The 12,251-nt window shown below is 72.5% G+C and carries 11 protein-coding genes; 5 read left to right on the forward strand and 6 right to left on the reverse strand.

What is annotated here, in order from left to right; translation table 11 throughout:
* The first annotated feature begins 88 nt into the window (after positions 1-88).
* From HB370_RS11670 to HB370_RS11685, 4 genes are all read left to right on the forward strand, one after another.
* On the forward strand, positions 89-1,414 hold the full coding sequence (locus tag HB370_RS11670) for a DUF2252 domain-containing protein (protein WP_030783495.1): 1,326 nt from the start codon (positions 89-91) through the stop codon (positions 1,412-1,414).
* A 68-nt stretch (positions 1,415-1,482) separates the two neighbouring features.
* A complete protein-coding gene (locus tag HB370_RS11675) occupies positions 1,483-2,175 on the forward strand; it encodes a hypothetical protein (protein WP_167512965.1) in 693 nt (230 codons plus the stop codon).
* A gap of 95 nt (positions 2,176-2,270) precedes the next feature.
* A complete protein-coding gene (locus HB370_RS11680; protein WP_030783489.1) occupies positions 2,271-3,083 on the forward strand; it encodes a thioredoxin domain-containing protein in 813 nt (270 codons plus the stop codon).
* Between the two features lie 80 nt (positions 3,084-3,163).
* Entirely contained in the window at positions 3,164-4,834 is a 1,671-nt protein-coding gene (locus tag HB370_RS11685; protein WP_167512966.1) for an alkaline phosphatase D family protein, read from the forward strand.
* Between the two features lie 4 nt (positions 4,835-4,838).
* Here the strand turns inward: HB370_RS11685 and HB370_RS11690 are convergent, their stop codons facing one another.
* A complete protein-coding gene (locus tag HB370_RS11690; protein WP_030783483.1) occupies positions 4,839-5,411 on the reverse strand; it encodes a dienelactone hydrolase family protein in 573 nt (190 codons plus the stop codon).
* A gap of 107 nt (positions 5,412-5,518) precedes the next feature.
* Between HB370_RS11690 and HB370_RS11695 the strand changes: the two genes are divergently transcribed.
* A complete protein-coding gene (locus HB370_RS11695) occupies positions 5,519-6,622 on the forward strand; it encodes a mechanosensitive ion channel domain-containing protein (protein WP_030783480.1) in 1,104 nt (367 codons plus the stop codon).
* A 7-nt stretch (positions 6,623-6,629) separates the two neighbouring features.
* Here the strand turns inward: HB370_RS11695 and HB370_RS11700 are convergent, their stop codons facing one another.
* From HB370_RS11700 to HB370_RS11720, 5 genes are all read right to left on the reverse strand, one after another.
* A complete protein-coding gene (locus HB370_RS11700) occupies positions 6,630-8,216 on the reverse strand; it encodes a Na+/H+ antiporter (protein ID WP_030783477.1) in 1,587 nt (528 codons plus the stop codon).
* A 162-nt stretch (positions 8,217-8,378) separates the two neighbouring features.
* Positions 8,379-8,846, reverse strand: coding sequence for a GNAT family N-acetyltransferase (locus HB370_RS11705; protein WP_030783474.1), 468 nt, complete (start codon positions 8,844-8,846; stop codon positions 8,379-8,381).
* A complete protein-coding gene (locus HB370_RS11710) occupies positions 8,843-9,787 on the reverse strand; it encodes an RluA family pseudouridine synthase (RefSeq protein WP_030783471.1) in 945 nt (314 codons plus the stop codon). Before HB370_RS11710 ends, HB370_RS11705 begins: the two co-directional genes overlap by 4 nt.
* Before the next feature lie 73 nt (positions 9,788-9,860).
* Complete coding sequence (gene lspA / locus HB370_RS11715; RefSeq protein ID WP_030783468.1) at positions 9,861-10,508, reverse strand: signal peptidase II; 648 nt, start codon at positions 10,506-10,508, stop codon at positions 9,861-9,863.
* 59 nt (positions 10,509-10,567) lie between these two features.
* Positions 10,568-11,674 carry a TraR/DksA family transcriptional regulator gene (locus tag HB370_RS11720; protein ID WP_030783464.1) on the reverse strand — a complete coding sequence of 369 codons (1,107 nt, stop codon included), beginning with the start codon at positions 11,672-11,674 and terminating at the stop codon, positions 10,568-10,570.
* Between the last annotated feature and the right edge of the window lie 577 nt (positions 11,675-12,251).

Raw genomic sequence — 12,251 nt, forward strand, 5'->3', positions numbered from 1 at the left:
CGGGTGACGGGTGGGCACCTGCGCGTACCGTCGTGCGTTGGAGACGGCAGAAACGCTGTCGTACACATGCACCAGGAGGCACCCCGCGATGTCGGTCCCCCAGCTCGACGAGGAGCAGCGCGGCGAGGAGATCCTCACCGTCTTCGACACCGCCTTCGGCCGGCTCCTGGCCGCCGACCCGGCCGCGTTCCGGGTGAAGTTCCGGAAGATGGCGGCCTCGGCCTTCGCGTTCTACCGGGGCACGGCGTGCCTCTTCTACCACGACCTGGACACCGACAGGCGCGGCGGTCCGTACCTGGACGAGCGCACCTCGCGCGTGTGGATCCACGGCGACCTGCACGCGGAGAACTTCGGCACGTACATGGATTCGAACGGCCGGCTGGTCTTCAACGTCAACGACTTCGACGAGGCCTACGTCGGCCCCTTCACGTGGGACCTGAAGCGCTTCGCGGCGTCCGTCGCGCTGATCGGGTACGCGAAGGCGCTCAGCGACGCGCAGATCACCGAGCTGGTGACGGTCTACGCGCACGCGTACCGGCAGCGGATCCACGCGCTGGCCACGGGTGCCAAGCGGGACGAGGTGCCGCCGTTCACGCTGGAGACCGCGCAGGGTCCGCTGCTGGACGCGCTGCGTGACGCCCGCGCGATGACCCGGTTCGGGCTGCTGGAGTCGATGACGGAGATCCGCGACTTCGAGCGCCGCTTCGCCCCGGGCGGCGGCTCCGTCGAGCTGGACGCGGCCACCCGCTACAAGGTCCTGGCGGCCTTCGACGGCTACCTGGAGACCCTGCCGGACTCCTCCCTGGCCCGCCCGGACTCCTACCGGGTGAAGGACGTCGTGGGCCGCCGGGGCATCGGCATCGGCTCGGCGGGCCTGCCGTCGTACAACATCCTCCTGGAGGGCCACAGCGACGCCCTGGAGAACGATGTGGTGATCTACATCAAGCAGGCGCAGACCCCGGCCGTCTCCCGGCACATCACGGATCCGGCCATCGCGGAGTACTTCCTGCACGAGGGCCACCGCACGGTGATCTCCCAGCGCGCCCTCCAGGCGCACGCCGACCCGTGGCTGGGCTGGACCGAGCTGGACGGCGCGGGCCAGCTGGTCGCCGAGGTCTCGCCGTACGCGGTGGACCTGGACTGGGGCGACATCGACGACCCGGAGGAGATCGCGGCCGTCGTCGCCGACCTGGGCCGGGCCACCGCCACCATGCACGCGGCGGCGGACGACACCTCCGGCGAGTCCCTGGTGCCGTTCTCCACCGAGCGGGCCATCGACGCGGCGATCGCGGCCGACGAGGAGGGCTTCGCGCCCCTGCTGGTGGACTTCGCGCACGCCTACGGCGCACGCGCGCGTGCCGATCACCAGATCTTCGTGGACCTGTTCCGCAATGGCCAGATCCCGGGGCTGTGACCTTCGCGGATTCACAGGCACCCTTTAGGGGTCTCTTACCCGCGGGCGTGACACACTCTCCAATCGCTATGGACATATCCGGGACCCAGCTCAGAGCCGTGCGCGCGGCGCTGTTCACGGCGTTCGTCGTGACGCTCGGCACCGCGTCGCACGTGCTGCTGTCCCGTGCCCCGCTGCCGGCGGCGACCGTGGCCGCGGTCGCCGCCGGCGTGTTCGTCACCGCGTACGGGCTGGCGGGCCGCGAGCGCGGCTTCGGCCGGATCGCGGCCCTGCTGGTCCCGCTGGAGCTGGCCGCCGACACGGTGTTCACCACCGGCCAGCACGCCTGTTACGGCCGGGCGGGCGGCCCGGTCGCGGGCCCGCTGCGCGCGGTCGGCCTGGATGTGCTGTGCGAGGGCCGGATGGGCTCTCCGCTGGCCCGGATGGCCGGCGGCCCGGACCGGGCGGGCGAGCTGTTCGCGCACGCCGGCCCGGCCGCCGCCCGGCTGCTGCTGGCCGCGCACGTCGGTGTGGGCCTGCTCGCCGCGGCCTGGCTGCGCCGGGGCGAGCGGGCGCTGACCCGGCTGGTGCGCGCGGTCGCCGCCACCACCTTCCGGCCGCTGCTGCTGGCGGTGGCCGCGGTCGTCGTACGGCCGCTGCCGGTCCGCGGGCCGCACCGCCCGGCCCCGCGCCGGGCCACCGCCCGGGACCGGCTCCTCGCGCACTCCCTGGGACGGCGTGGACCGCCGTGCTCGCGCCCCGGCCGGACCGCCCTCGCCTGAGCCACGGCTCCCGCGCGGCGGACGGCACCCGAGCACGTCTGCCCCCCATACGAACCGCGTACGACATGTGCGCGTCCCCCAGGGAGATCACCACTATGAGCAAGCGGAACAGCCAGGCCGCGAAGACGGCGGCCCGGGAGCGGCTGCGTCAGGAGCGCGAGCGGCAGGCCAAGCGCGACAAGGTCAGGCGGCAGCTGATCGTGGCCGGCTCGGTCGTCGCCGTGCTGGCCGCGGCCGGCGGCATCGGCTACGCCGTCGTCCAGGCCAACAAGCCCGCCTACTGGGAGACGGCGGAGGACGCCAAGCTGGTCAAGCCGGCCAACACCACGGGCAAGGACGGCACGACCATCCTGGTCGGCAAGAGCAGTGCCAAGAAGACGCTGGTGATGTACGAGGACCCGCGCTGCCCGGTCTGCGCCTCCTTCGAGCAGGTGGTCGGCCCGACCGTCAAGAAGGGCCTCGACGCCGGCAAGTACAAGGTCCAGTTCGTCGGTGCCACCTTCCTCGACAAGGGCTTCGGCGGCGAGGGCTCGAAGAACGCGCTGAGCGCGCTGGGCGCCGCGCTGAACGTCAGCCCGGAGGCGTTCCTGGAGTACAAGAGCGCGCTGTACGCCAAGAAGTGGCACCCCGAGGAGCGGGACGACAAGTTCAAGGACGACTCCTACCTGATCGAGATCGCCGACACGGTCCCCGCCCTGAAGGGCAACGCGCAGTTCCAGAAGGACGTCAAGGACGGCACCTTCGACCGGTGGGCGCTGGAGGAGGCGAAGGTCTTCGACAAGGACGGCATCCGGGGCACCCCGACCCTGAAGATGGACGGCAAGGCCCTGACGGGGGCCGACGGCGAGAACGCGCCCATGACCGTCGAGGAGTTCAACACCGCGCTGGAGGCGGCCCTCAAGGGCTGAGCCGACAACACGCCGAACTGCGGGCGAACTTTCGGGAGTTCGCCCGCCTTCGCGCATACCGATCAGTAACCTGATCGGTCGTGACCAGTCGATACAGATCAGCCGGGGCCGCACAGGACCCCGGCTCCCTTTCGCCCCGCCGCCGTACGGTCGTCAAGGCCGCGGCGGCGTCCGCCGTGCTGGCCGGCCCGCTGGCCGCCGCGCTGCCGGCCCGCGCCGCCACCGGCGCCCCCGCCTTCCTGCACGGCGTCGCCTCCGGCGACCCGCTGCCCGACGGCGTGCTGCTGTGGACCCGGGTGACCCCGGTCCCGGAGGCCATACCCGGCTCCGGGCTCGGCCCGGACACCGAGGTCGGCTGGGTCGTCGCCCGCGACCAGGCGCTGACGGACGTCGTCGCCCGGGGCTCCGTCACCGCCACGGCCGCCTCCGACCACACCGTCAAGGCCGATGTACGGGGCCTCGCCCCGGCCACGGACTACTGGTTCCGCTTCTCCGCGGGCGGCACCGACTCCCCGGTGGCGCGCACCCGCACCGCGCCGGCGGCGGACGCGGACGTCTCCTCCCTGCGCTTCGGCGTGGTCTCGTGCGCCAACTGGGAGGCCGGGTACTTCGCCGCCTACCGCCATCTCGCGGCCCGGGGCGACCTGGACGCCTGGCTGCACCTCGGCGACTACATCTACGAGTACAGGTCCGGCGAGTACGCCGCCCGGGGCAAGGTCGTCCGCCCGCACGCGCCGGCGAACGAGATCCTCACCCTCGCCGACTACCGGATGCGGCACGCGAAGTACAAGACCGACCCCGACCTCCAGGCCCTGCACGTGACGGCCCCGGTCATCGCGATCTGGGACGACCACGAGTTCGCCGACAACGCCTGGCCGGGCGGCGCGGTCAACCACACAGAGGGCGCCGAGGGCAGCTGGGCGGCACGCCAGGCCGCCGCCAAACAGGCATACTTCGAGTGGATGCCGGTCCGCCCGGCCCTCGCCGGCACCACCTACCGGCGGCTGCGCTTCGGCAGGCTCGCCGATCTGTCCCTGCTGGACCTGCGCTCCTTCCGCACGCAGCAGGCGTCCACGGCGAGCGGCTCGGTGGACGACCCGGACCGCACGCTCACCGGCCGCGCCCAGCTCGACTGGCTCAAGGCGGGCCTGCGGGCCTCCGACACGAAGTGGCGGCTGGTCGGCAACTCGGTGATGATCTCGCCGTTCGCCATCGGCTCGCTCTCCGCCGACCTGCTGAAGCCGCTCGCCAAGCTGCTCGGGCTGCCGCAGGAGGGCATCGCCCTCAACACCGACCAGTGGGACGGCTACACCGACGACCGCCGCGAACTCCTGGCCCACCTGCGGTCCAACGCCATCAGGAACACCGTCTTCCTGACCGGTGACATCCACATGGCGTGGGCCAACGACGTGCCGGTGGACGCGGGCACCTACCCGCTGTCGCCGTCGGCGGCCACCGAGTTCGTGGTGACCTCGGTGACCTCCGACAACCTGGACGACATCGTCAAGGTGCCCGAGGGCACGGTCTCCGCGGTCGCCGCCCCGGTCATCAAGGCCGCCAACCGGCACGTCCACTGGGTCGACACGGACCGGCACGGCTACGGCGTGCTGGACATCACCGCCGAGCGGGCGCAGATGGACTACTACGTCCTGTCCGACCGCACCGACCCGGACGCCCGCTCGAGCTGGGCGCGCTCCTACCGCACCCTGAGCGGCACCCAGAAGGTCGAGCGGACCTACGACCCGGTGTGATCCCTCACCCGAGCGATTCGAGGAAGCCGAGCGCCACCCGCCAGGTGGCCTCGGCGGCCTCCGCGTCGTAGTCCGGCAGCCCGGGGTCGGTGTAGAGGTGGCCGGCCCCGGCGTACCGGTAGACCTCCACGTCGGCGCCGGTGCGGCCCATCTGCAGATACCAGGCGCTCAGCCAGTCGTCCGACTCGAACGGATCGGGTTCGGCCACGTGCAGCTGCACCGGCAGCCCGTCCACGTGCGCGTTCGGCGCGATGTCGGACGTGCCGTGCAGGAGCAGCAGCCCGCGCGCCTTCTCGTCGCCGAGGGCGAGGGTCTGGGCGACGGAGGCGCCGAGCGAGAACCCGGCGTACACCAGCCCGCGTTCGGAGTACGGCGCCGCCGCCAGCACGGCCCGCTTCAGCAGCTCCTCCTTGCCGATGCCCTCGTTGAACTCCATGCCCGCCTCGACGGTGTCGAACGTGTGGCCCTCGAAGAGGTCCGGCGTCCACACCTCGTGGCCCGCCGCGCGCAGCCGGTCCGCGGCCTCGCGCACCGCGGGCCTGAGCCCGTAGGTCGAGTGAAAGAGCATGATGTTCATGAGGCCATGGTGCCAGCCGGGCATGCCCGGGGCGCAGCGCGGCCCTACCCAGGCGTGTGACGAAGACACATGTTCATGACCTGCCCGAGCCGGTTACGTTCGGAGGCATGGAGACCGTACTCCGCCCCCTGATCGTCGCCGGCGGTGCCGTGGTGCTGACCCTGCTGGTCGGCTGGGCCACGGACCTGCTGCTGCGCAAGGCCGACGAAAGCCGAGGCGACACCCCGCTGTGGGACCTGCTGCGGCGCGGCCGCGTGCCCTATCAACTCGTGCTGTGCGCGGCCCTGCTCAGAGGCTCCTACGACGAGGCCCGGCTGTTCCCGGAGCACCGCACCGGCGTCGGCCGGACGCTGACCCTGGTGCTGATCGGTGCGGCGGCCTGGCTGGTGATCCGGATCGCGGCGGCCATAGTCGAGTCGACGTACACCCGTTACGCGCGCGCCCACCACGACCCGGCCCGGGTCCGCCGGGTGCGCACCCAGGTGACGCTGATCATGCGGGTGGTGTCGGCGGTCGTCGGGGTGGTCGCCGTGGCGGCGATGCTGCTGACGTTCCCGGCGATGCGCGCGGCCGGCGCCTCCCTGCTGGCCTCGGCCGGAGTCCTCGGCATCGTGGCCGGTGTCGCCGCCCAGTCCACGCTGTCCAACATGTTCGCCGGGCTGCAGATCGCCTTCGGTGACATGGTCCGGATCGGCGACACGGTCGTGGTGGACGGCGAGTGGGGCACGGTCGAGGAGATCACCCTGACCTTCCTGACGGTCCGGACCTGGGACGAGCGCCGGATCACCATGCCGGTGTCGTACTTCACCTCCAGGCCGTTCGAGAACTGGTCCCGGGGCACCCCGCAGATGACCGGGATCGTCTACTGGCATCTCGACCACAGCGCACCGGTGGAGGCGATGCGCGAGAAGCTGCGGGACATCCTGCGCGCGTGCCCGGCCTGGGACGGCCGCGCCTACGGCCTGCAGGTGACGGACAGCACACCCACCACCATCCAGGTGCGGGCCCTGGTGACGGCGAAGGACGCGGACGACATCTGGACGGTCCGGGTCACGGTCCGCGAGCAGATGATCACCTGGCTGGCCGCGGAACACCCCTACGCGCTGCCCCGGGTGAACACCGCCGACGCGGTCCTCCCGCCGCACCAGGCCCCCTCCCCCGACGGCACCTCCTTCCGCAGGGCCTACGAGTTCCCGCGCGGCCGCGGCTGAGCGGACGTCACCGCAGGCTGCGGACGTCGAGATGGCGCAGCACCCGGTCCACGATCTCCGGGTCCGCGCCGGGCTCGCTCCGCGCGGCCAGCACCTCGTGCCGCGCGGCGCTGAGCATCTCGTTCTGGATGCGCCGCACCCGTTTGATCCGCTTGACCCGCTGGACCTGGGCCTCGCGCCGCTCCTCCTCCCCCATGTCCGGGCTGATCCGGATCCCGATCTCGAAGGCACGCCGCAGCATCTGCTCGGACAGCTCCTCGGGCAGCTCCTCGACCTGCTCGATCTCCCGCAGCCGGCGCTTGGCCGCCTTGGCCGCCCGTACCGCCAGCTCCTTCTCGAACTCCTTCTCGCGCGCGGCGTCGGCCCGCACCCCGAGCCGCCGCACCAGCCAGGGCAGCGTGAGCCCCTGCACCACCAGCGTGGCGACGATCACTCCGAACGCGATGAAAATGATCTCGTCCCGGTCGGGGAAGGGCGAGCCGTCGTCCGTCCGCAGCGGCACGGCCAGCGCCAGCGCCACCGAGGCCACCCCGCGCATCCCGGACCACCACATCACGACGGTCTCCCGCCAGCTCACCGGGATCTCCTCGTCGTAGTCCCGGCGGGCGTGCAGCCGTTTGGTCAGCCAGGTCGCCGGCAGCAGCCACAGCAGCCGTACGACGACCACCACGCCCACCACGGCCGCCGCCCAGCCGAGCATCTCGCCCCACCGGCCCTGGGCCGTGTGGATGGCGTTGTGCAGCTCCAGTCCGATGAGCCCGAAGGCGACTCCGGTGACGAGGGTGTCGATGATGTCCCAGAAGGTGTGCCCGGCGAGCCGGGTCAGCACGTCGTCGGCGTCGGTGGCGTACTCGGCGAGGAAGAGGGCGGTGGTGAGCACGGCGAGCACCCCGGAGCCGTGCAGCCGCTCGGCGAGCACGTAGGAGGCGTAGGGCACCAGCAGGGTCATGCCGATCTGGAGCGTCGGGTCGCCCAGCAGGTCCATCAGCTTGTTCGCGCCCCAGCCCAGCACCAGTCCCACGGCGACCGCGACGACGGCGGACAGCACCAGGTCCAGCCCGGCCTGCCAGGCCGAGAAGGTGCCGCTGACGGCCGCGGCGATCGCCACGTGGTACAGGACGATGGCCGTGACGTCGTTGAACAGCCCCTCCCCCTCCAGGATCGACACCAGCCGGCGCGGCAGCCCCAGTTGCCCGGCGACGCTGGTCGCGGCGACCGGGTCGGGCGGGGCGATCAGGGCGCCGAGCGCGACGGCGGCGGCGAACGGCAGTCCGGGCACGATCTGGTGGGCGACGAACGCGACGCTGACCATCGTCACGAACACCAGGGCGACGGCCAGCAGGAAGATCGGCCGGACGTTGGCCGCGAACTGCCGCCAGGAGGTGCGGCGGACGGCGGCGTAGAGCAGGGGCGGCAGCAGCCCCGGCAGGATCAGCTCGGGCGGGATGTCCACATTGGGTACGAAATCCACCACGGCCAGGACCCCGCCGAACAGGGTCATCAGCACCGGCGCCGGCACCCTCAGCCGGTCCCCGACCGGGACGCTCACCAAGGCCCCGAGCAGCAGTACGAACAACAGAGCCAGCTGGTCCACGGACGGCGCTCCGGGGGTCGACGATCACACGGCCGCGTTCCAGTCTGCCATCGCGACCTGCGGATTCCGCACGACGTCCCGACCGGGTGGGGTGCCGTCAGCGCCCGGCGGGGCCGGGCCGCCGTGTCCCACAGGGTCCGGCCGGTTCGAGGGCGCCGTGTCCTACAGGGTCCGGCGCATCGCCCGGTGCGGTATGCCGGCGTCCTGGAACTCCGGGCCGTACGCCGTGTAGCCCAGGCGTTCGTAGAAGCCCAGGGCCTGGGTCTGCGCGTGCAGGTCCACCGCCGTGAGGCCACGCGCGCGTGCCGCCTCCTCGATGGCGCGCACCAGGGCCGCGCCGACGCCGAGCCCGCGCGCCGCCCGCAGGACGGCGAGCCGGCCCAGCGCGCCGACCGTGGCGTCCCCGCCGGTCCGCTCCGCCGCCGCCTCGCCGTGGAGCAGCCGCCCGGTGCCCAGCGGCCGGCCGTCCTCGTGGACCGCCAGCACGTGCACGGCCACGGCGTCGTACGCGTCGTACTCGATGTCCTCCGCGACGCCCTGTTCGACCACGAAGACCTCCTTGCGGACCGCGAAGCAGGCCTCGCGGTCGGCGGGGTGCTCGGCGACCCGGACGGTGCAGCGCGGGCTCACGCCCACGTCTCCTCCCGGACCTGGTCGAGGGCCTGCTGGAGGTCTTCGGGGTAGTCGCTCTCGAACTCGACCCACCGGCCGTCGCCGGGGTGCTCGAAGCCGAGGCGGACGGCGTGCAGCCACTGGCGGGTCAGGCGCAGCCGCTTGGCGAGGGTCGGGTCGGCGCCGTAGGTGAGGTCGCCGACGCACGGGTGGCGGTGGGCGGCCATGTGGACGCGGATCTGGTGGGTGCGGCCCGTCTCCAGCTTCACGTCCAGCAGGGAGGCGGCGCGGAAGGCCTCGATGAGGTCGTAGTGGGTCACCGACGGCTTGCCGTCGGCGGTGACCGCCCACTTGTAGTCGTGGTTCGGGTGACGGCCGATGGGGGCGTCGATGGTGCCGCTGGTCGGGTCCGGGTGGCCCTGGACCAGCGTGTGGTAGCGCTTGTCGACCGTGCGCTCCTTGAACTGGCGCTTGAGCGACGTGTACGCGTACTCGGACTTGGCGACCACCATCAGGCCGGAGGTGCCCACGTCCAGGCGGTGCACGATGCCCTGGCGCTCGGCGGCGCCGGAGGTGGAGATGCGGTACCCGGCGGCGGCGAGACCGCCGATGACGGTCGGGCCGGACCAGCCCGGCGACGGGTGCGCGGCCACGCCGACCGGCTTGACGATCACCACCACGTCGTCGTCGTCGTGCACGATCTCCATGCCCTCGACCGGCTCCGCGACCACCTGGACGGGCGCGGGCGCCTGCGGCATCTCGACCTCCAGCCAGGCACCGCCGCGCACCCGCTCGGACTTGCCGACCACCGCGCCGTCGACCTGGACCTTGCCGGCCGCGGCCAGCTCCGCCGCCTTCGTGCGGGAGAAGCCGAACATGCGGGAGATGGCGGCGTCGACGCGCTCGCCCTCCAGGCCGTCGGGCACGGGCAGGGTACGGATCTCGGGAATCGTGCTCACCCGTCGAGTATGCCGGACGGGCCGCGAGCCACCGAACGAGCCTGTGGAAAACCCTGTGGCCCCGGCCCTGGCCTCAGTCCTTGTGGACGGTGCCGTCCGGGTCCAGGCCGTAGAAGGACAGCACCACGATCAGGATGCCGCCGCACACGATCGCCGAGTCGGCGAGGTTGAACACCGCGAACCCCTTGGGCGCGATGAAGTCCACCACCGCGCCCTCGAAGACGCCCGGCGCCCGGAAGATCCGGTCGGTGAGGTTGCCGAGCGCGCCGCCGAGCAGCAGGCCGAGCGCGATCGCCCAGGGGAAGCTGTACAGCTTGCGGGCCAGCCGGATGATCACCACGATCACGATCGCGGCGATCAGCGAGAAGATCACCGTGAAGGCCGCGCCGAAGCTGAAGGCGGCGCCCGGGTTGCGGATGACATGCAGTTCCAGCAGGTCCCCGACGACCCGGATCGGCGCACGGCCCTCCAGCCGGGCGACGACGAGCATCTTGCTGATCAGATCGAGGGCGTACGCGAAGGCGGCCACCGAGAACAGCACGGCGATCCGGCGCCCGCGGCCGGGCTTGTGCGCCGTCTGCCGCCCGGTCGCGCCGTCCGTGCCCGCCTCCCCGGACGCACCGGCGGCCTGGGCGGCGTCGGCCGTGCCGGCCGCCGCCGTCTGCTGGTGATCGTCGTCCGGGGTGTCCGGCGTACCGATGATGCGCTCCGCCTCTGCCACGTGAGTCCCTCAGCCTAGGTACCTGACTGGGCACGAGACTACGGCACGGCGGGGCGCCCTCAGGAGCGGCGTTCCTGCTTCTGCTTGCACTCCACACACAGCGTCGCCCTCGGGAACGCCTGCATCCGGGCCTTGCCGATGGGATTGCCGCAGTTCTCGCACAGACCGTAGGTGCCCGCGTCCAGCCGTTCCAGGGCGCGCTCGGTCTGCGTGAGCATCTCGCGCGCGTTGGCGGCCAGCGCCAGTTCGTGCTCGCGCGTGATGTTCTTGGTGCCGGTGTCGGCCTGGTCGTCGCCGGCGCCGTCCCCGGAGTCCCGCATGAGGCCGACCAGGGACGCCTCGGAGGAGCTGATCTCCGCCCGCAGCCGTTCCAGCTCGGACTGGAGCTCCGCGCGTGCCTCGCCGGCCTCCTCCGGGCTCCAGGGGTCCTCGCCGGGGCGCACCGCCAGTTCGCCGGGCTCCGCCGCGCCCGCCCGTGCCTTGGGAACGGCGGTCTGTTCCGCCGTGGCCGTGCCAGGAGTCTTCTTCGCAACCACCGTCGTGGCTCCCGTCTGCTTGGCGGCCCGCGCCGCGCCCGCTTTCTTGGCCGTGCTCTCGTGCGCCGCCGCCCGCACCGCGGCGGCCTCCCCCGGGACAGCGGTCTCCTCAGCGGCGTTCTTCCCGGCGGCGGACTTCTCAGCGGCGGTCTTCCCGACGACGCTCTTCCCGGCGGCCGCCGCCGAGACGACCGCCTTCTTCGTGGCCCCCTTCTTCGTCGTCGCGGACTTCTTCGCGACCGCGTCCGCACCCGCTGTCTTCTTCCCCACCGCCTTCTTCCCAGCCGCTGCCTTCTTGCCGACCGCCGCCTTCTTGCCGACCGGCTTCTCCTTGCCGACGGACTTCTCCTTGCCGTTCGGCGTCTCCTCCGCGATCGCCGTCTTCTTGCCGTCCGGCGCCTTCTTGCCGACCGCCGTCTTCGCCCCGGCAGCCGTCTCCTTCGCGTCCCTCGTGGCCTTCTCGTCCCTCGCGGCCTTCGCGCCCTTCACGGCCTTCGCGTCTCCCGTGGCCGTCTTCGTGGCGGCCGTCCGGTCCGGGGCGGTCCTGCCGGGGGCCGCCTTCCCGGCGGCAGGCCGCGCGCCGGTCTTCCCGGTCGCCGGCTGCTGTACGGCGGTCTTCTTCGCCACCATGGCCGCGGCCCCTTCACATATTGTGATCTTGCTCGCGAATCGTGCTGGGACGATAAATCGACTTGAGTCCCGCGGCAACGGGGCACACCGCCCGATTCGCCCGCCCGCACCCCCCGAGCCACGGGCCTGCATCCGTTGTGCCCAGCTCCCCGCCGGGTAATCCGCCCGCCCCGGGCCGGACCGACCCGCGCCGGCACCCCACGCCATTCGGGTCACCCGGCCCGGCCACCGGCCGCCCGCCCCCCGCCCCGGGAAAACCGGTCCGCCGCTGTCCGCGCGGCGCCGTACACTGGGCGGAGCGAGAAGCGTGGATGGGGACGAGTAGCGGCGTACGCAGCCCAGAGCGACCCGGGGACGGTGTGAGCCCGGGGGCGAGCGCGACGTGAAGATCACCCCGGAGCCGCCGGAAGAAAGCCGCAGCCGCAGGGCCACGGCGAGTAGAACCGGCTTCGCGAGCCCAATGAGGGGGCTCACCGGCGCGTACGGCGCGCCGGGGGCCAAGGAGGGTGGTACCGCGGGAGCGCGCCGCACACGGCGTACAGGATCGAAGGCTCTCGTCCCTCCGACGGAAGGCAGC

The sequence above is a fragment of the Streptomyces sp. DSM 40868 genome (assembly GCF_011820545.1).
Classification (GTDB): domain Bacteria; phylum Actinomycetota; class Actinomycetes; order Streptomycetales; family Streptomycetaceae; genus Streptomyces; species Streptomyces eurythermus.